Here is a 19801-nt window from a genome sequence, read left to right as displayed (position 1 = left end):
CGACGCGGACCACCTCGACGCACGTCGGGACGCGGCCAGAATAAAGAAATCGTGCGCACGGCGCGGTTAGCTGGGCAGAAACGCGGCCAGAAAATCGGTGCGGACGCCCGTTCACGCTAGACTGGCAGGATGCGACTGTTGCGGTGACTGGAACCGCCCGCATGAAACCCCAAGGAGAGCATTCCGACCGTGGCTGCCCAGAAGAAGAAGGCGCGAGACGATTACGGCGCCTCAGCGATCACCGTGCTCGAAGGCCTCGAGGCCGTCCGCAAACGCCCGGGTATGTACATCGGGTCCACCGGTGAGCGTGGTTTGCACCACCTCATCTGGGAGGTGGTGGACAACTCGGTCGACGAGGCGATGGCCGGCTACGCCGACAAGGTCGACGTCCGCATTCTGGACGACGGCAGCGTGGAGGTCTCCGACAACGGGCGCGGTATCCCGGTGGCGATGCACGCCACCGGCGCCCCCACCGTCGACGTGGTGATGACGCAACTGCACGCCGGCGGCAAGTTCGGCGGTGAGAACAGTGGCTACAACGTCAGCGGTGGTCTGCACGGTGTCGGTGTTTCGGTGGTCAACGCGCTGTCAAAGCGGCTCGAAGTGGACATCGCCCGCGACGGCCACGAGTGGTCCCAGTATTACGACCGTGCCGTGCCCGGAACGCTCAAACAGGGTGAGGCCACCAAGCGCACGGGCACCACGATCCGATTCTGGGCCGACTCCGACATCTTCGAGACCACCGACTACGACTTCGAGACCGTCGCGCGCCGGTTGCAGGAAATGGCGTTCCTCAACAAGGGTTTGACCATCAACCTCACCGACGAGCGGGTGACCAAGGAGGAGGTAGTCGACGAGGTCGTCAGCGACACCGCCGAAGCGCCCAAGTCAGCCGAGGAAAAGGCGGCGGAATCGACTGCGCCGCATAAGGTTAAGCACCGCACCTTCCACTACCCCGGTGGGCTCGTCGACTTCGTCAAGCACATCAACCGCACCAAGAGCCCGATCCAGCAGAGCATCATCGACTTCGACGGCAAGGGCCCCGGCCACGAGGTCGAAATCGCGATGCAGTGGAACGGCGGCTACTCGGAATCGGTGCACACCTTCGCCAACACCATCAACACCCACGAGGGCGGCACTCATGAAGAGGGCTTCCGCAGCGCGTTGACGACGGTGGTCAACAAGTACGCCAAAGACAAGAAGCTGCTGAAAGAAAAGGATCCAAACCTCACCGGCGACGATATCCGCGAGGGCCTGGCCGCGGTGATCTCGGTCAAGGTCAGCGAGCCGCAGTTCGAGGGCCAGACCAAGACCAAACTGGGCAACACCGAAGTCAAGTCGTTCGTGCAGAAGGTCTGCAACGAGCAGCTGACGCACTGGTTCGAGGCCAACCCCGCGGACGCCAAGGTCGTGGTGAACAAGGCGGTGTCGTCGGCGCAGGCCCGCATCGCCGCGCGAAAGGCGCGAGAGTTGGTGCGCCGCAAGAGCGCTACCGACCTCGGCGGGCTGCCCGGAAAGCTCGCCGACTGCCGCTCCACCGACCCGCGCAAGTCGGAACTGTATGTGGTGGAGGGCGATTCGGCCGGCGGCTCGGCTAAGAGCGGCCGCGACTCGATGTTCCAGGCCATCCTGCCGCTGCGCGGAAAGATCATCAACGTGGAGAAGGCCCGTATCGACCGGGTTTTGAAGAACACCGAAGTCCAGGCCATCATCACCGCCCTGGGCACCGGCATCCACGATGAGTTCGACCTCACCAAGCTGCGCTATCACAAGATCGTGCTGATGGCCGACGCAGACGTTGACGGCCAACACATCTCGACGTTGTTGTTGACGCTGCTGTTCCGGTTCATGCGCCCGCTGATCGAGAACGGGCACGTGTTTTTGGCGCAGCCGCCACTGTACAAGCTGAAGTGGCAGCGCACCGAGCCCGAATTCGCCTACTCCGACCGCGAGCGCGACGGCTTGCTGGAGGCGGGCCAGAAGGCGGGCAAGAAGATCAACAAGGACGATGGGATCCAGCGCTACAAGGGTCTCGGTGAGATGGATGCCAAGGAATTGTGGGAGACCACAATGGATCCCACCGTCCGGGTGCTTCGCCAAGTCACGCTCGACGACGCCGCTGCCGCCGACGAATTGTTCTCCATCCTGATGGGCGAGGATGTCGACGCGCGCCGCAGCTTTATCACCCGCAATGCCAAGGACGTTCGCTTCCTGGACGTCTGAGCGATCAGACCCGGCCACCGTTGACCGACCAACGAGGAATACATGACTGACACCACGCTGCCGCCAGGTGACGACTCCGTCGACCGCATCCAGCCGGTCGACATTCAGCAGGAGATGCAGCGCAGCTACATCGATTACGCGATGAGCGTCATCGTCGGCCGCGCGCTGCCCGAGGTGCGCGACGGTCTCAAGCCGGTGCACCGCCGGGTGCTCTATGCGATGTATGACTCCGGATTCCGCCCGGACCGCAGCCACGCCAAGTCGGCGCGGTCGGTGGCCGAGACGATGGGTAACTACCACCCGCACGGTGACGCGTCGATCTACGACACCTTGGTGCGCATGGCGCAGCCGTGGTCGCTGCGCTATCCGCTGGTCGACGGGCAGGGCAACTTCGGCTCGCCTGGTAACGACCCGCCAGCCGCCATGCGGTACACCGAGGCGCGGCTGACCCCGCTCGCGATGGAGATGCTGCGCGAAATCGACGAGGAGACAGTCGATTTCATCCCCAACTACGACGGCCGTGTGCAGGAACCGACCGTGCTGCCCAGCCGGTTTCCCAACCTGCTGGCCAACGGATCCGGCGGCATCGCGGTCGGCATGGCGACCAACATCCCGCCGCACAACCTGCGCGAGTTGGCCGAAGCCGTCTACTGGTGCCTGGACAATCACGAGGCCGACGAAGAGGCCACGCTGGCCGCGGTCCGCGAGCGGGTCAAGGGGCCCGACTTCCCCACCCACGGTCTGATCGTCGGATCGCAAGGCATTCACGACGCGTACACCACCGGCCGCGGCTCGATCCGGATGCGCGGAGTCGTTGAGGTAGAAGAGGATTCACGCGGGCGCACCTCGCTGGTGATCACCGAGCTGCCCTACCAGGTGAACCATGACAACTTCATCACCTCGATCGCCGAGCAGGTCCGCGACGGCAAGCTGGCCGGCATCTCCAACATCGAAGACCAGTCCAGTGACCGCGTCGGTCTGCGCATCGTGGTGGAGATCAAGCGCGACGCCGTGGCCAAGGTGGTGCTGAACAACCTCTACAAGCACACCCAGCTGCAGACCAGCTTCGGCGCGAACATGCTCTCGATCGTCGACGGGGTGCCGCGCACGCTGCGGCTCGACCAGATGATCCGCTACTACGTCGCGCATCAACTCGACGTCATCGTCCGGCGCACCACCTACCGGCTGCGCAAGGCCAACGAACGCGCGCACATCTTGCGCGGTCTGGTCAAAGCGCTCGACGCGCTCGACGAGGTGATCGCCCTGATCCGCGCGTCGGAGACCGTGGAGATCGCGCGGGCCGGCCTGATCGACCTGCTGGACATCGACGAGATCCAGGCCCAGGCGATCCTCGACATGCAGCTGCGCCGGTTGGCCGCCCTGGAGCGCCAGCGCATCGTCGACGACCTGGCCAAGATCGAAGCAGAGATCGCGGACCTGGAAGACATCCTGGCCAAGCCCGAGCGGCAGCGCGCGATCGTGCACGACGAGCTGAGCGAAATCGTCGACAAGTACGGCGACGAGCGTCGTACCCGGATCATCGCCGCCGACGGTGACGTCAACGACGAGGACCTGATCGCCCGTGAGGACGTCGTCGTCACCATCACCGAGACCGGCTACGCCAAACGCACCAAGACTGACCTGTACCGAAGCCAGAAACGTGGCGGCAAGGGCGTGCAGGGCGCCGGCCTGAAGCAGGACGACATCGTGCGGCACTTCTTCGTGTGCTCGACGCACGATTGGATCCTGTTCTTCACCACGCAGGGCCGCGTGTATCGCGCAAAGGCCTACGAATTGCCCGAGGCCTCGAGGACCGCGCGCGGTCAGCACGTCGCCAACCTGCTGGCCTTCCAGCCCGAGGAACGCATCGCGCAGGTCATCCAGATCCGCAGCTACGAGGACGCCCCATACCTGGTGCTGGCGACCCGCAACGGCCTGGTCAAGAAGTCCAGGCTGACCGACTTCGACTCCAACCGCTCGGGTGGCATCGTCGCCGTCAACCTGCGCGACGGCGACGAGCTGGTGGGCGCGGTGCTGTGCTCCGCCGACGACGACCTGCTGCTGGTCTCGGCCAACGGCCAGTCCATCCGGTTCTCGGCGACCGACGAGGCGCTGCGCCCGATGGGCCGCGCCACCTCCGGGGTGCAGGGCATGCGGTTCAACACCGACGACTACCTGTTGTCCCTCAACGTCATCCGCGAGGGCACGTACCTTCTGGTGGCGACGTCCGGTGGATACGCCAAGCGCACGGCGATCGAGGAGTACCCGGTGCAGGGCCGCGGCGGCAAGGGAGTCCTGACCGTGATGTACGACCGCCGCCGTGGCAAGCTGGTGGGTGCGTTGATTGTCGATGAGGACAGCGAGCTGTACGCGATCACCTCGGGAGGCGGCGTCATCCGGACCGCAGCGGGCCAGGTCCGCAAGGCGGGACGGCAAACCAAGGGCGTGCGCCTGATGAACCTGGGTGAAGAGAACACGCTGCTGGCCATCGCCCGCAACGCGGAAGAAAACGCGGACGAAGTCGGCGAGGAAAGCGACGGTGCCGCGGAGTCGGACAAGTAGCCGGCACCAAGCCACTAGACTCGGCCCGATGACGATGCGGGCCGCGTGGCGGCCCGCGCAGACCTAAGGAGTCGGGGTGACCTCACCGAACGAGCCGGGCGCCCCCAAAAAGGGGGACGGCCCCAACGGGGATGGTTCGGTCGAGCGTGCCGGGGTGCGCCGGGCGGCGCCGCCCGCACAGGGTGGCCGCAGCCAAGAGGGTGGGGATGGACCGCCCTGGCAGGGCGGCGGAGCCCGGCCCCAGCAGCCGGGACCTCGGCAGAGCGAGCCGCCCACCGAAAAGCGGCCCTCCGGTCAGGCCGGTCAGGCCGGCGGTGTCGAAGCCCGGCTGAACCGCTTCATCTCCGGCACCACGGCCCCCGGCGCCCCGTCGCATGCCAAAGAGCCCGAGCACACGCGTAGTGAGGCATCGCCGACAGAGGCCTACGCCAGCGAGCTACCGGATCTGTCCGGCCCGGTCCCGCGCGGCCCGCACCGCAAGCCCACGCCCGAGCGGCCCGCGGAGTCGTCGAGCTCGTCGGGCCCCGGACGTTCGGCCACCGCCGAAACGAGGGAGGGACGGGAGAGCCGCGACAACCGGGTGCAGGTGTCCCGGCGGACGCGGGGCCCGGTGCGCGCGAGCATGCAGATCCGTCGCATCGACCCGTGGAGCACGTTGAAGGTGTCGCTGCTGCTCTCGGTGGCGTTGTTCTTCGTCTGGATGATCGCCGTCGCGTTTCTATACCTGGTGCTCGGCGGCATGGGCGTGTGGTCGAAGCTGAACAGCAACGTCGGCGACCTGCTGAACAACACCAGCGGCAGCAGCGGCGAACTGGTGTCCAGCGGCACGATTTTCGGCGGCGCCGTCCTGATCGGGTTGGTCAACATCGTGCTGCTGACGGCGATGGCCACCATCGCCGCCTTCGTCTACAACCTGACGACCGATCTGATCGGCGGCGTCGAGGTCACGCTGGCGGACCGCGACTAGCAGTGGATGCTGCACTTTTGGGAGTAAGGCGGGGATTGCGGTAATCTCGTCGCTCGGCCGTACGCGAGTACGGGCCTATAGCTCAGGCGGTTAGAGCGCTTCGCTGATAACGAAGAGGTCGGAGGTTCGAGTCCTCCTAGGCCCACAACCATGTGCCCGTCAAGACGTTGCGTAAGGCTCGCACTGCCACTGGGACTCATCGCCGTGTTGGCAGCGGTGGCGTGGTCACGACGTGGGGTCGAGGTCTGGCACGTGGCTGTGGATGACCAAGGTCAGCCACTCAGTCACGATGAGGGGCCTTAGCTCAGTTGGTAGAGCACCGCCTTTGCAAGGCGGGTGTCAGGGGTTCGATTCCCCTAGGCTCCACAAGTCAAGTCCCTTTCCCCGCCCTGGCGGTGTACGACGAGCCGAGAAAGCGTTCCACCAAGGCGCGCTCAGCGGTCGGATCTTTGAGCGGCCAGCCCCACAGTGCCAGGAAGACGCGGATCAGCCACTGCCCCGCCAGCGGGTCGTCGTTGCCAGGCCCCAGCATCTCGGCGGCCAGGGCGGTCACCGTGGGTGAGCTGATAACCCAATCGCTGACCGGGGCCGCGTGGATCGACCGCATGAGCTGAGCCAGCGGATCGGAACGCAGGCTTTCCAAAGCCATAATCGTGGCGGTCACGACCCGCTCGGGGCCCCGAAGGTCCTTGATGGCTACCCGGGTGGCGTCGACGATGCGAGCCGCTTGAATACCGACGACGGCGTCGCGGATGGCCGCTTTGCCGCCGGCATGCCGGTAAATCGTCGCGGGCGAGCAGTGCACCCGGGCTGCCAAGGCCTCGATCGTGAATCCGTCGTATCCACGGCGGGCGATGAGGTCCGCCGCCGCGGTGTAGATCCGTTCGGCGGCCTCGCTGCCGCGATCGCGGCCCACCAACCAGTCGTCACCCGGCATCCCCCCATGTTCCACCACATTGCACGATGTAGAAATACTTCTCGCAGCGTGAGAAATCAGGGGCAAAAATTATCAGGCGAATCGGCTGCTGGTGACGGGTATGCGCGGTCGTCCGTCGTCGACTCCGGCCGCCACGGTTCCTCAACTTATCGGAATCCCGTTGACGCTGCGGCGAGCTGCATCGAGCCTGAACGCATGACGGTCTTGGACAGTGCGGTCCCGTTCTTCAGCGGCGAGGCGATCCAGGACCCCTACCCGCTGTACGACCGCATGCGCGCCGAGGCGCCGGTGCACCGCATCGGCGATTCGGTGTTCTACGCGGTATGCGGTTGGGATGCGGTGCATGACGCCGTCGATCGGGTCGGAGATTTTTCGTCGAACCTCACGGCGACCATGGTTTTTCACGAAGACGGCACCGTTACCCCGTTCGACATGGGCGCGCCGGGGACCCCGATGCATGCATTGGCCACGGCGGACGATCCGATTCATGCGATGCACCGAAAGATCCTGCTGCCACACCTGTCGGCCAAGCGAATTCGGGTCATCGAAGAGTTCGCCGCTCAGACCGCGGACCGTCTCTGGGAGGAGAATCTGCGCGATGGTCAGATCGAATGGATGAGCGCGATCGCCAACCGCTTGCCCATGATGGTGGTCTGCAAGCTGCTGGGTCTGCCCGATGATGATGTCGACAAACTCATCCGGCTCGGTTACGCCACCACCGCGTTGCTCGACGGGATTGTCGCTGCCGAACAGCTCGAACTGGCCGGACTGGCCGCGATGGAACTGGGCGGCTACGTGCTGGAGCATTTCGAAAAGGCAAGCGATAAGCCAGAATCGGCGCTGATATCCGACCTGGCCGCACGCTACGCGTCGGGCGAAATTGAGCAGCTGCCGGCGCTGGGCATCATGCTGACCCTCTTCAGTGCCGCCGGAGAATCGACGGCATCGCTGCTGGGTAGCGCGGCGGGCGTTCTAGCCGACCGCCCCGCGATCCAACAGCAGCTTCGCGAAAACCCGCAACTACTAAGCGCTTTCATCGAAGAGACGCTGCGCTTCGAGGCGCCGTTTCGCGGTCATTACCGCCACGTGTGGCGCGACACCACACTGGGTGGGGTGGAGGTGCCGGGTGGCGCACACTTGCTGCTGATGTGGGGAGCGGCGAACCGCGACCCGGCACACGTCGAAGCCCCCAACGAATTCCGCCTCGACCGCACCGCGACCAAGAGCCATCTGAGTTTCGGCAAGGGCGTGCATTTCTGCGTAGGTGCAGCGCTGGCCCGGTTGGAGGCCCACATCGTGCTGCGGATGCTGCTCGAGCGCACGTCGTGGATCGACGCGGCCGACATCGGCGACTGGCTGCCGAGCATCCTGGTCCGGCGCCGCGAACGGCTGCAGCTGGCTGTGCGCTGAGACCCTAGGGACGCGGCTGCACGTCGACGCTCGGCGGCCGCGACTGGGGATCCTGAGGCTTCGCCCGCACGGAGCGCCGGATGATGCTGAAGGCGACGGCGCCCCCGGCGAGCACCGCGACGGCGACCCCCGCAAAGACCAACGGGCGCTTGCCGCGACGCTGCGCGCGGCGCGCGTCCTGCAGCGCCTGGGGCAGGCTCGTGACCACTTCCTGCGCGGCGGCCAGCTCCTGTGCCAGGATTTCCTGCGCCGCGGCGAGGTCTCGCGCCAGCCGCCCCTCTTGATACCGGCGACGCAGCTGCGAGGCGGTCGACTGCGCGGACTGGACACTCAGGCCGACCACTCCCCGGGTGACGTCCACCGGTCCCTGCGCCGAATAGGACAGGCCACGCGCCAGTCGCTGCCGCGGGGTCAGCCGGGAATCCGTCTTCGCGCTCATCTGTCGCCTTCCTGTCCCGTGGGTAGGGCCTGCCGTGAAGCCGGCCCGGTATTCGAACAGACTGCCAGCATAGGGACGTCGGCGTCGCCTTGGGTGACACCGCGTGCGGCAACGCCCGCCCGTAGTGGCAGACTCTGTTGCCGTGACCAACAGCCCCTTTCAGACTGCTACCGCCACGCTCCACACCAACCGCGGCGACATCAAGGTCGCCCTCTTCGGAAACCACGCGCCCAAGACCGTCGCCAACTTCGTCGGCCTGGCGCAGGGCACCAAGGAGTACTCGACGCAGAACGCATCGGGAGGCTCGTCCGGCCCGTTCTACGACGGCGCGGTCTTTCACCGGGTGATCCGGGGCTTCATGATCCAGGGCGGCGACCCGACCGGAACCGGTCGCGGCGGCCCCGGCTACAAGTTCGCCGACGAGTTCCACCCCGAACTGCAATTCGACAAGCCCTACCTGCTGGCGATGGCGAACGCAGGCCCGGGTACCAACGGCTCGCAGTTCTTCATCACGGTCGGTCAAACCCCGCACCTGAACCGGCGCCACACGATCTTCGGCGAGGTGACCGACCCCGAGTCGCAGAAGGTTGTTGAGGCGATCGCGACGACGGGCACCGACGGCAACGACCGTCCCACCGAGCCGGTCGTCATCGAGTCGATCACCATCTCCTGAGCCGGCGGTAAGCCGCGGGCCGATCAGCCTTGCTGGCGGCCCGCGTAGCCCGCTGCCGTGAGCGCGTCGAGCACCTCCAGCGGATCCGTCCCGAGGTCCCAGCGGGAGAACAGCACCAGGTCGCCGTGGGCCGTCTCGATCTCGAGCAACCGCACCTTGCGCCCGTAGCGGCGGAACTCGATGATGCGGATGATCTTGATGTCGGAATGCTGCAATACCTGCGTCCGGAACCAGCCGCGGAGCATCAGGCCGCCAGTCGTGATTGCCAGCTTGGGACGCGCGTGCCACGACACGCCGGCAAACAAGATCAGACCCGCCGCGGCAACGCCCGCCAGAATGCGCCCCGGCGGGTCTGTGACCACGGTCACAGCGGCGATAGCCATCACAACACCCGCGGCTCCACAACCAGCGATTCCCGCCGTGTGCGGCTGCCATTGTGTTTGCTGCATGCGCTCCTTAGCCCCTCCGACCACGGCCTATGCAGTTATCCACATCAGCTATCAACAGTGGGGATAAATCACACGCGTGTGATTGGGTGGTTACAAAGTTGCTGACGCAGTCACAGATCAGGCCAAAAATGAATTCATTATGGCGAGTGTCCTGCTCAGTGCCAGCGCATCGTGAGCAACAAACCGGTGATCATGAAAGCGAACGCGATCCCGTAGTTCCATGGACCCAATTGGGCCATCCAATTGAGCGCAGCCGGTGCCTGGCTCCCGACGGCGGCCAACTGGAACACCATCAGCCAGACGAGGCCGATCAGCATGAGACCGACGAACAGCGCGACGAACCACACGCTCGATGGTCCGACCTTGACCTTCACCGGGGTGCGGCTGACCGCACCGACGGTGAAGTCGTTCTTCTTGCGGACCTTGGACTTGGGCATGATTACCTCGCGGATTACCTCAACGACACGGTGAGCGGGACGGGGTGCAACGATAAACACTGCAGCTGCACCCATAGCTTGGCTACGAGACTAACTCACCTGGAGCGGTGACCAGGAAATGGAGAGGCGATGATCCAGACGCGCCGGTCGCCATGGCGCTTGGGCGTCCCGGTCGTGTGTCTGCTGGCCGGACTGCTGCTCGCCGCCACCCACGGCGTCTCCGGGGGCGCCGAAATCCGCCGCAGTGACGCCCCGCGGCTGGTGGACCTGGTCCGCGAGACGCAGTCGTCGGTGAATCGTCTCAACGCCCAACGCGAGGCGCTGGCGAGCAAGATCGACGCCGCCCACGGAAGGTCGTCCGATGCCGCGCTGGCGGCCATGCTGCGGCGCTCGAGCCAGCTCGCCGGCGAGGCGGACATGACCCCGGTGCACGGGCCCGGCATGCTGGTCACCCTCGCGGACGCGCAGCGCGACGCCAACGGCCGTTTCCCCCGCGATGCCTCGCCGGACGACCTGGTGGTGCACCAGCAAGACATCCTGGCCGTGCTCAACGCGCTGTGGAGCGCCGGCGTCGAGGCAATCCAGATGCAAGACCAGCGGATCATCGCGACCTCGGTGCCGCGCTGCGTCGGCAACACCCTCTTGCTGAACGGGCGCACCTACAGCCCGCCGTACACGATCACCGCGATCGGCAACGCGGCGGCCATGCAGGCCGCCCTCGCGGCCGCACCCCTGGTAATCCTGTACAAGCAGTACGTTGTTCGCTTCGGCCTCGGTTACACCGAAGAGGTCAAGCCCGACGTGCAGGTCGTGGGTCATTTCGAGCCCGACCGGCTGCATTTCGCGCAGCCCAACGGCCCGATCGGCTACTGACGGCTAGTGACCAGCGGCGCGAGTGCGGGCGGACGGTAACCTGGCACGATGCGGATCCTGGTCGTCGACAACTACGACAGCTTCGTGTTCAACCTGGTGCAGTACCTCGGTCAGCTGGGTGTGGACGCGGAAGTGTGGCGCAATGACGACAGCCGGCTCTCCGACGAGGCCGCCGCCGCCCGCCAGTTCGACGGGGTGTTGCTCAGTCCGGGGCCGGGGACCCCGGAACGCGCGGGCGCATCGATTCCGATGGTTCGCGCGTGTGCCGCCGAACGGACCCCGCTGCTCGGGGTCTGCCTGGGGCACCAGGCCATCGGAGTCGCATTCGGCGCCGTTGTCGACCGCGCCCCCGAGCTGCTGCACGGCAAGACCAGCAGCGTCCACCACGGCGATACCGGTGTGCTGCAAGGACTTCCGGACCCCTTTACGGCGACTCGCTACCACTCGCTGACCATCCTGCCCGAGTCGCTGCCACCGGTGCTTCAGGTCACGGCCCGCACCGAGAGCGGCGTGATCATGGGGGTGCGCCACACCGAATTACCGATTCACGGTGTCCAGTTCCACCCGGAGTCGATCCTGACCGAGGGTGGCCACCGGATGCTGGCGAACTGGCTCGCCGACTGCGGATGGGAGCGCAACGACACGTTGGTGCGCCGGCTCGAAAATGACGTGCACGCCGCGGTGCGACCGTATTTCCCGGCCGACCCGACGGCTACTGACCGAACTTCAGCGTGATGATGCCGTCCCGGTTGACCCCGGAGCCGACCGGCGGGTTCTGATACACCACCCGGTGGGACTGGGCGCTACCGGCGTCGACGTCGGCGCCCTTGTCCAAGATGCCCGTCCAGCCCAGCGCGCGTAGCCGTGGCTCGGCGTCGGTCCAGAACATGCCGGACAGGTCGGGCATGATGAACTGGTTGCCCTTGGACACCTGCACTTCGATCACCGAATCGACCGGAACCATCTGTCCCTTGGGCGGATTGGTGCCGATCACCTCGCCGGCCGGGCGGGAACTGTCCACCTGCACCTGGGTGACCTTGCTGAAGCCGTAGACGGTCAGGTTCCTCTGCGCGATGTCGATGTTCTGGCCCGCGATATCGGGGACCTGCTTGGTCTCCGGGCCGGAGCCGACGATGAGGGTGACGACGTTGGTGATCGCCGAAGTCTGGTTGGCCGGCGGGTTGGTTCCGATCACCTTGCCCAGCAGTTCCGGGGTCGACGGCGAGTTGGCCTGCTTGAACTTGCTGAATCCAGCAGCCTTGAGCTTGGTGACCGCGTCGGAGTAGCTCAGCGACGACACGTCGGGCACCTCGCGCTGTTCGGGCCCGGTGGAGACGTTGATGGTGATCTCGTCGCCCGCATTGACCGACGCGTTGGCGCCCGGGTCGGTGCCGATGACATGGTCGGGCGGGATCGCGGAATCCGGTTTCTGCAGGGTGCGGGTCTTGAAGCCACGGTTCTGCAGCGCCGCGATGGCGTCGGCGGACACCTGCCCGCGCACGTCGGGCACCTGCACGTCGCGGGCGCCGCCGCCGAAAGTGTTGAAGGCGATGACGACAACGATCGTCAGAACCGCCAGCGTGGCGACCGCGAAGATCCAGCGGCCGACCGAGCCGACGCTGCGGTCCTCCCCCGCGTCGGAGAGCACCTGACGCGGCAGCGGATCGGTCCGCGACGGGCCGGCGGGCCCGGTAGCCGAAGCCAGCAGCGAGCTCCGGTCTGCATCGGTGAGCACCTTTGGCGCTTCGGGCTTTTCGCCGTTGTGCACCCGGATCAGATCGGTGCGCATCTCCGCCGCGGTCTGATAGCGGTTGTCCGGATTCTTGGCCAGCGCCTTGAGCACCACGGCGTCGAGGTCGGCCGAGATGCCCTCGTGCCGCTGCGACGGCGGGACGGGATCTTCCCGAACATGTTGGTAGGCAACGGCAACCGGCGAATCACCGGTGAAAGGCGGCTCGCCCGTGAGGATTTCATAAAGAACGCAGCCCAACGAGTACACGTCGGAACGGGCGTCGACGGTGTCGCCGCGGGCCTGCTCGGGCGAGAGATACTGTGCGGTTCCGATCACCGCGGCGGTCTGGGTGACGCTGTTGCCGCTGTCGGCGATCGCCCGGGCGATACCGAAGTCCATCACCTTGACCGCGTTGGTGGTGCTGATCATGATGTTGGCCGGCTTGACGTCGCGGTGGATGATGCCGTTCTGGTGGCTGAAGTTCAGCGCCTGGCAGGCGTCGGCGATGATCTCGATCGCCCGGCGCGGCGGCAGCGGCCCATCGGTGTGCACGATGTCGCGCAGGGTCACACCGTCGACGTACTCCATGACGATGTAGGGCAGCGGCCCCGTGGGTGTCTCGGCTTCGCCGGTGTCGTAGACCGCGACGATGGACGGGTGATTCAGCGCGGCGGCGTTTTGCGCCTCGCGCCGGAAGCGTAGGTAGAAACTGGGGTCGCGGGCCAGATCCGCGCGCAGCACCTTGACCGCGACGTCGCGATGCAAACGAACGTCGCGGGCCAGGTGAACCTCGGACATACCCCCGAAGCCGAGGATTTCGCCCAGTTCGTAACGGTCGGACAGGTGCTGCGGCGTGGTCATTGGTGTGTTCCGTGTCGGGCCGGCACGTTGTGGAAGCCGGAAGCCCCTATTGTCCCGTCATCCGGCCAATCGAGTCGCATTTCGGGCCGGGCACCCGAACCGTTCGGCGTCTTGCTCGGCGCCGGTGGCGCCGAGGCGGGCGGGGTGCCGGTGTCGGTCACCGTCGGTGGCTGTTGCTGCTGGTCGGCCTTCGAATTGATGACGATGAGCACCGCGATGATGATCGCCAGCGCGCCGAGCACCCCGGCCGCCCATAGCAGCGCGCGCTGACCCGAGGAGAAGGTGCGCCGGGCCGGGGGTGGACGGTGCCCGCCGGTGGTCGGCCGCGACCGGCGGGGGGCCGCGCTTCGGCTCGGCGAGACCGCGGCCGCGCGGGTCGTCGGGCTGGACGGAATGGCCGCCGGCGAGGCCCGGCCCGCAGGCGGTGTCGCGCTGGGCCGCGGCGGACGACGACCGGCGCGCACCGCGGACACGGCGTCGGCGAACGGCCCCCCGCTGCGATACCGCATCGCGGGGTTCTTCACCAACGTGATCTCGATGAGTTCGCGCACATTGGGCGGCAGCTCCGAGGGCAGCGGCGGCGGCGGTTCCTTGATGTGCTTCATCGCCACCGTCAGCGCGCCATCACCGGTGAACGGCCGCTTGCCGCAAACAACTTCGTAGCCAACGACTCCCAGCGAGTACACGTCGCTGGACGGGGTGGCGTCGTGGCCCAAGGCCTGCTCGGGGGCGATGTATTGGGCGGTACCCATCACCATCCCCGTCTGGGTCACCGGTGCGGCGTCGACGGCCTTTGCGATACCGAAATCGGTGATCTTCACCTGGCCGGTCGGGGTGATCAAGATGTTGCCCGGTTTGACGTCGCGGTGTACCAGCCCGGCGGCGTGTGCCACCTGCAGCGCGCGTCCCGTCTGCTCGAGCATGTCCAGTGCGTGGCGCAGCGACAGCCGGCCGGTGCGCTTGAGCACCGAGTTCAGCGGCTCGCCGTTGACCAGCTCCATCACCAGATAGGCGGTGCGGCCTTCCCCGTCCAGCTGGCTTTCGCCGTAGTCGTGGACCGCCGCGATCCCGGGATGGTTGAGCATCGCGGTGGTACGCGCCTCGGCGCGGAACCGCTCAATGAACTCGGGGTCCTGGGAGAACTCCTGCTTGAGCACTTTGACCGCGACGCGTCTGCCCAGCCGGCTGTCTACCGCCTCCCACACCTGACCCATGCCGCCGGTGGCGATCAGGCGCTGCAGGCGGTATCTGCCAGACAGCGTCACACCAACTCGCGGGCTCATGGTCCTCCCTGTAGCGCAGCCTGGATCACAGCCCGTCCGATCGGCGCGGCGAGTGCACCCCCTGTCGCGGACAGGCGGTCGGCGCCATTCTCCACCAACACCGCCACAGCGACCTTCGGGGTCTGTGCGGGCGCGAAAGCGATGTACCACGCGTGCGGCGGGGTGTGCCGCGGATCGCTGCCATGCTCTGCGGTACCAGTTTTCGATGCGATCTGCACGCCGGGAATGGCCCCTTTCTGCTGTGCGACCTTCTCGGCGCCGACCATCAGCTCTGTTAGCTTAGCGGCGACCTGCGGCGACACGGCGCGCCGCTGCTCATACGGTGCCGTGGTGCTGATGGTGGTCAGGTCGGGCCCCTTGAGGCTGTCGATCAGGTAGGGCTGCATCGTCACCCCATCGTTCGCGATCGTCGCGGCGATTTCCGCGTTCTGCAGGGGTGTCATGGCGACATCCTTCTGGCCGATGCTCGACATTCCCAGCGCCGCGGCGTCCGGAATGATCCCCACGGTCGACTCCGCGACCTGCAGCGGGATGACGCTGGGTGTGCTGTCCAGCCCGAACGACTGCGCCATGTTGCGCAGCGCGTCGGACCCGGTGAGGAGGCCGAGCTGGACGAACGCGGTGTTGCAGGACAGGGCGAAGGCCTGCCGCAGCGTCGCCGTCGGCTCGTTTCCACACGATTCCCCACCGTAGTTCTCCAAAGTCGCCGTGCTGTTGGGCAGCGGGATGGAGGGGGCGGCGGTCAGCTGTTCGGTGTCGGAGGCCCCGGCCTGCAGCGCGGCCGCGGTGGTGATCACCTTGAAGGTGGACCCGGGCGGGTAAGTCTCTGAGATCGCCCGGTTGGTCATCGGGTTGTTGGGGTCGTCACGCAGCTTCTGCCACGCCTGCGCCTGCACCTCGGGATCGTGCGACGACAGCAGGTTGGGGTCATAGGACGGCGAGGACACCATCGCCAGGATCTTGCCGGTCGACGGCTCGAGGGCCACGACGGCGCCCTTGCACGGCGGACCGCCGCAGCCCTGTTGCATCGCGTCCCAGGCGGCGCGCTGGACGCGTGGCTTGATGGTGGTGTCGACGTTGGCGCCGCGCGGGTCACGCCCGGTGAAGAAGTCGGCCAGCCTGCGCCCGAAGAGCCGCGCGTCGGACCCGTTCAACAGCGGATCCTCGGCACGTTCCAGGCCGGTGCTGGAATAACGCAGTGAATAGAAGCCGGTGACGGGCGCGTACTCCGCGGGGTTGGGGTAGACGCGCAGGAAGCGGTAGCGGTTGTCGGTGGCGGCCGAATAGGCCAGCAGCTGGCCGCCGGCCACGATCTGGCCGCGCTGGCGCGAATACTCGTCGAGCAGGACCCGCTGGTTGCGCGGGTCGGCACGCAGGGAGTCGGCGGCGAAGACCTGCGTCATCGTGGCGTTGATCAACAGCAACACGATCAACGCCATCACGGTCACCGAGATCCGGCGCAGGGAGGCGTTCATACTTTCTCGATCACCTCGGTGCCGGCCGCCGCGATCGCCGGCGCGCTGCGTGCGCGGCTGCGCAGAGGGCGACGGGCGCTGTGCGAGATGCGCACCAGGATGGCCAGCAGCACATAGTTCGCGAGCAAGGACGAGCCACCGTAGGACATCCACGGCGTGGTCAGCCCGGTCAGCGGAATGAGCTGGGTTACCCCGCCGACGACGATGAACAGCTGAAGGGCCAGCGTCGACGCCAGGCCCGCGGCCAGCAGCTTGCCGAAGCTGTCGCGGGTGGCGATTGCCGTGCGCAGGCCCCGCACGATCACGATCGTGTAGAGCATCAGGATGCTGGCCAGGCCCACCAGCCCCAGTTCTTCGCCGAACGCGGCGATGATGAAGTCGGTCGAGGCGGCCGGCACGGTATCGGGCTGACCGTTACCCAGGCCGGTCCCGAAGATCCCGCCGGTGGCAAAACTGAAGAGCGACTGGACAATCTGGTAGCCGCTGCCGTCGGGGTCGGAGAACGGGTCCCACCACATCTGCACGCGGACCCGGACGTGGGCGAAAATGTAGTACGCGACAACGCTTCCCGCGACGAACAGCACCAGGCCGATCCCGACCCAGCTGAAGCGTTGGGTCGCGAGGTAGACCACCACGAGAAACGACGTGTACAGCAAAAGCGATGTGCCGAGGTCTTTTTCGAACGCCATCACGCCGACCGAGATCACCCACGCCGCCAACAGGGGCGCGAGGTCACGAGGACGAGGCAGGGTCAGTCCCATGAAATGCTTGCCGACGCTGGTGAACAGGCCGCGCTTGGCGATCAGCACCGCGGAGAAGAAGATCAGCAGCAGAATCTTCGAGAACTCGGCGGGCTGAATTGAGAAGCCCGGCAAGCGAATCCAGATCTTGGCGCCGTTCTGCTCGGACAGCGATGCCGGCAGCAGGGCGGGGATCACCAAAAAGACCAGCCCGACCAGTCCACAGATGTAGCCGTAGCGCGCCAGTTGCCGATGGTCTTTCAGGAACGTGACTACCAGCGAAAAGGTCGCCACGCCTATCAGGGTCCACAGCATCTGCTGGGTCGCGCTGGGGTGGTGCCGACCGCTGAGCTGATTGGTTACCAGGTCAAGCCGGTGAATCATCACCAGGCCAAGGCCGTTGAGCAATGCCACGACCGGCAACAGCAGTGGATCGGTGTAGGGCGCGAAGCGCCGGATGGCCATGTGCGCCGACCCGAAGACGATGAGGAACACCAGCCCGTAGCTGATCGCGGTCCAGTGCAGGTCGCGCTCTTGGTTGGCCTCGACTATCAGCAGCGCGGCGACGGTGATCAGTGAGGCGAAGCCCAGCAGCAGCAACTCGGCATTACGCCGGGTAGGCAACGGGGGCGTGACCGCGACCGGCGGCTGAAGTTGGGTCGTCATGCCACCGTCCGGCAATCGATGCCCGGTTGAGGTGGCGGCCCGGGAAGCGCGGTGACTGTCTGTGACGTGGTCGTCGGACCTGCCGGCGCAGAGTTCGCGGGGCCGTTGGCGCTCGTGCTCGGTGAGGGGCTGGCGCTCGAAGAGCTGGTGGTCGGTGGTGCTGGCGATGCTGTGGTGCCGGATTCTGGTGTTCCGCTGCGGGTGCCCGGTGGGCCGGGCGGCGACGTCGCGCGCGGAGGCGGACAGATCGGCAACAGATATTCGGCCAACAGTTGCCGCAGCTGTGACTCGGCCTGGTCCAGGCTGCCGCCCGGCAGTCCGGTTTGAACTTGGACTTGTCCGGGGCGGCGCAGGTCTTGCAGCGTCATCAGCTGGCAACTGGGGTGGGCACCGGATTGCCCATAGCTGATCAGGGACAGCTCGTTGCGGGCGTTGAGGCAGCCCACCAGGTAGGGCTCCTGCAACGGGATGCCCAGCAGGGTGCCCTGGATCCCGCGGACGATGGAGATCCTGCCGCTGTATTCGGCGACGTAATAGTTGCGTTGAATGACCCACCATCCGACGGTGAGACCCGCGCACACCAGCAGCACGGCCAGGCCGACGGCCATGTACATCTTGTGGCGCGACCAGCGTGGCCGATTCGGCGTCTCCGGTTGCGGCGCAACGCGTTTGGCGGATTCGTCGCGGGGACGGATCGCCGAGGCGCGTCCGGCCGAGGTATTGGGCAGGGTCATCTGATCCTCGTCGCCCGATACGGCGCCGGCGAGAATCGGCTGGGTCTGCCCGTAGTCGTAGTCGACCACATCGGCGACCACGACGGTCACGTTGTCCGGGCCGCCGCCGCGCAGCGCCAACTCGATGAGGCGGTATGCGGCCTCGGCGACGTCGGGGATCTGCAGGGCCTCGAGGATGGTCTCGTCGCTCACCGGATCCGACAATCCGTCCGAGCAGAGCAGATAGCGGTCCCCGGCGCGCGCCTCGCGCATGGTCAACGTCGGCTCGACCTCGTGACCGGTGAGCGCCCGCATGATCAGCGACCGCTGCGGGTGGCTGTGAGCCTCTTCCCGGGTGATGCGGCCTTCATCGACCAAGGTCTGGACGAACGTGTCGTCCTTGGTGATCTGGGTCAGCTCCCCGTCGCGCAGCAGGTAGCCGCGCGAGTCGCCGATGTGCACCATCCCGATCCGGTCGCCCGCGAACAGGATCGCGGTGAGCGTGGTGCCCATCCCCTCCAGCTCGGGCTCGGCGTCCACCTGTGCGGCGATGGCCGCGTTGCCGGAGCGCACCGCATTGTCGAGCTTGGCCAGCAGGTCGCCGCCGGGCTCGTCGTCATCGAGGTGGGCCAGCGCGGCGATCACCAGCTGGGATGCCACCTCGCCGGCGGCATGGCCACCCATGCCGTCGGCCAACGCGAGCAGCCGTGCGCCGGCATAGACAGAGTCTTCGTTGTTGGAACGCACCAGGCCGCGATCACTCCGCGCGGCATATCGCAGGACCAGGGTCACGGGCGCAACTCAATCGCCGTTTTGCCGATTCGAATCGGGGTTCCGATCGGAACTCTTACCGCAGTCGTCACCTTCGCCCTGTCAAGGTAAGTGCCGTTGGTCGATCCTAGATCCTCGACGTACCACTCCGAGCCGCGCTGCGACAGCCTGGCGTGCCGCGTCGAGGCGTAGTCGTCGGTGAGCACCAGCGTGGAGTCGTCGGCCCTGCCGATCAACACCGGCTGTCCGCTCAGCGTGATGCGTCCCCCCGCCAGCGCGCCTTCGGTGACCACCAGATAGCGGGCCGCGTGCCGGCGCTGACGCGACGGCAACAGCGTGCTGCGCAGTGCCAAACCGCGTCGCACCATGACGGCACCGGTGGGCGCGTAGATGTCGGTCCGGAGGATTCGCAGCACGGACCAGATGAATACCCACAGCAACATTAAAAATCCGGCGCGCGTCAGCTGCAGTACCAGTCCCTGCATCTGGCGTCCTTTCCGTCCTAGCGTCGCATCCCTGGCGCCCGTGACTCCGAGCACATCGGCTACGTCACGATACTTGGACGGCGGACGACACGGGGCGAAGCACGG

General features: G+C 66.4%; 17 protein-coding genes and 2 tRNA genes. 9 read left to right on the top strand and 10 right to left on the bottom strand.

Annotated elements, in window-relative coordinates; all coding sequences use genetic code 11:
* Window positions 1-189 precede the first annotated feature (189 nt).
* From gyrB to ACZYVJ_RS14940, 5 genes are all read left to right on the top strand, one after another.
* The gene (gene gyrB / locus ACZYVJ_RS14960) at window positions 190-2223 is read left to right on the top strand and encodes a DNA topoisomerase (ATP-hydrolyzing) subunit B (RefSeq protein ID WP_463831729.1); all 2034 of its coding nucleotides are present in this window, start codon (window positions 190-192) and stop codon (window positions 2221-2223) included.
* Window positions 2224-2265: 42 nt separating this feature from the next.
* Window positions 2266-4785 carry a DNA gyrase subunit A gene (gene gyrA / locus ACZYVJ_RS14955; RefSeq protein ID WP_463831728.1) on the top strand — a complete coding sequence of 840 codons (2520 nt, stop codon included), beginning with the start codon at window positions 2266-2268 and terminating at the stop codon, window positions 4783-4785.
* Between the two features lie 76 nt (window positions 4786-4861).
* Window positions 4862-5752, top strand: coding sequence for a DUF3566 domain-containing protein (locus ACZYVJ_RS14950; protein ID WP_463831726.1), 891 nt, complete (start codon window positions 4862-4864; stop codon window positions 5750-5752).
* Window positions 5753-5823: 71 nt separating this feature from the next.
* Window positions 5824-5897 (top strand) — tRNA-Ile (locus tag ACZYVJ_RS14945).
* Window positions 5898-6045: 148 nt separating this feature from the next.
* Window positions 6046-6118 (top strand) — tRNA-Ala (locus ACZYVJ_RS14940).
* A gap of 4 nt (window positions 6119-6122) precedes the next feature.
* On the opposite strand, the gene ACZYVJ_RS14935 is transcribed toward ACZYVJ_RS14940, so the two are convergent.
* Window positions 6123-6689: a TetR/AcrR family transcriptional regulator gene (locus tag ACZYVJ_RS14935; RefSeq protein WP_463831725.1), complete on the bottom strand. Its 567-nt coding sequence runs from the start codon at window positions 6687-6689 to the stop codon at window positions 6123-6125.
* Window positions 6690-6884: 195 nt separating this feature from the next.
* Here ACZYVJ_RS14935 and ACZYVJ_RS14930 point away from each other — a divergent pair, with 195 nt between their 5' ends.
* The gene (locus ACZYVJ_RS14930; RefSeq protein ID WP_463831724.1) at window positions 6885-8099 is read left to right on the top strand and encodes a cytochrome P450; all 1215 of its coding nucleotides are present in this window, start codon (window positions 6885-6887) and stop codon (window positions 8097-8099) included.
* Window positions 8100-8103: 4 nt separating this feature from the next.
* Here ACZYVJ_RS14930 and cwsA read toward each other — a convergent pair whose 3' ends face one another.
* A complete protein-coding gene (cwsA, locus tag ACZYVJ_RS14925; RefSeq protein ID WP_064883130.1) occupies window positions 8104-8538 on the bottom strand; it encodes a cell wall synthesis protein CwsA in 435 nt (144 codons plus the stop codon).
* Between the two features lie 124 nt (window positions 8539-8662).
* Here cwsA and ACZYVJ_RS14920 point away from each other — a divergent pair, with 124 nt between their 5' ends.
* A complete protein-coding gene (locus ACZYVJ_RS14920; protein WP_463831722.1) occupies window positions 8663-9211 on the top strand; it encodes a peptidylprolyl isomerase in 549 nt (182 codons plus the stop codon).
* Between the two features lie 23 nt (window positions 9212-9234).
* Here the strand turns inward: ACZYVJ_RS14920 and ACZYVJ_RS14915 are convergent, their stop codons facing one another.
* Together ACZYVJ_RS14915 and crgA are read right to left on the bottom strand one after the other, a co-directional pair.
* Window positions 9235-9660 carry a PH domain-containing protein gene (locus ACZYVJ_RS14915; RefSeq protein ID WP_463831721.1) on the bottom strand — a complete coding sequence of 142 codons (426 nt, stop codon included), beginning with the start codon at window positions 9658-9660 and terminating at the stop codon, window positions 9235-9237.
* Between the two features lie 155 nt (window positions 9661-9815).
* Entirely contained in the window at window positions 9816-10097 is a 282-nt protein-coding gene (gene crgA / locus ACZYVJ_RS14910; RefSeq protein WP_463831720.1) for a cell division protein CrgA, read from the bottom strand.
* 129 nt (window positions 10098-10226) lie between these two features.
* Here crgA and ACZYVJ_RS14905 point away from each other — a divergent pair, with 129 nt between their 5' ends.
* Window positions 10227-10970, top strand: coding sequence for a DUF881 domain-containing protein (locus ACZYVJ_RS14905; protein WP_463831719.1), 744 nt, complete (start codon window positions 10227-10229; stop codon window positions 10968-10970).
* Between the two features lie 48 nt (window positions 10971-11018).
* Window positions 11019-11705 carry an aminodeoxychorismate/anthranilate synthase component II gene (locus tag ACZYVJ_RS14900; protein ID WP_463831718.1) on the top strand — a complete coding sequence of 229 codons (687 nt, stop codon included), beginning with the start codon at window positions 11019-11021 and terminating at the stop codon, window positions 11703-11705.
* Here ACZYVJ_RS14900 and pknB read toward each other — a convergent pair.
* The 6 genes from pknB to ACZYVJ_RS14870 are packed head-to-tail and all read right to left on the bottom strand — an operon-like array spanning window position 11683 to window position 19696.
* Window positions 11683-13563 (bottom strand): Stk1 family PASTA domain-containing Ser/Thr kinase, encoded by a 1881-nt coding sequence (gene pknB, locus ACZYVJ_RS14895; RefSeq protein WP_463831717.1) that lies wholly within the window; start codon window positions 13561-13563, stop codon window positions 11683-11685. The two genes, ACZYVJ_RS14900 and pknB, sit on opposite strands and share 23 nt — an antisense overlap.
* Entirely contained in the window at window positions 13560-14846 is a 1287-nt protein-coding gene (locus tag ACZYVJ_RS14890) for a serine/threonine-protein kinase (protein WP_463831716.1), read from the bottom strand. Before ACZYVJ_RS14890 ends, pknB begins: the two co-directional genes overlap by 4 nt.
* The gene (gene pbpA, locus ACZYVJ_RS14885; protein ID WP_463831715.1) at window positions 14843-16321 is read right to left on the bottom strand and encodes a D,D-transpeptidase PbpA; all 1479 of its coding nucleotides are present in this window, start codon (window positions 16319-16321) and stop codon (window positions 14843-14845) included. The genes ACZYVJ_RS14890 and pbpA overlap by 4 nt, the downstream gene beginning before the upstream one ends.
* On the bottom strand, window positions 16318-17727 hold the full coding sequence (locus ACZYVJ_RS14880; protein ID WP_463831714.1) for an FtsW/RodA/SpoVE family cell cycle protein: 1410 nt from the start codon (window positions 17725-17727) through the stop codon (window positions 16318-16320). Before ACZYVJ_RS14880 ends, pbpA begins: the two co-directional genes overlap by 4 nt.
* Entirely contained in the window at window positions 17724-19232 is a 1509-nt protein-coding gene (locus tag ACZYVJ_RS14875; RefSeq protein ID WP_463831713.1) for a PP2C family protein-serine/threonine phosphatase, read from the bottom strand. Before ACZYVJ_RS14875 ends, ACZYVJ_RS14880 begins: the two co-directional genes overlap by 4 nt.
* Complete coding sequence (locus tag ACZYVJ_RS14870; RefSeq protein WP_007771646.1) at window positions 19229-19696, bottom strand: FHA domain-containing protein FhaB/FipA; 468 nt, start codon at window positions 19694-19696, stop codon at window positions 19229-19231. Before ACZYVJ_RS14870 ends, ACZYVJ_RS14875 begins: the two co-directional genes overlap by 4 nt.
* Window positions 19697-19801 lie beyond the last annotated feature (105 nt).

This window comes from Mycobacterium sp. IDUB_3 (genome assembly GCF_055419585.1).
This window is presented reverse-complemented; position numbering and strand designations above follow the sequence as displayed.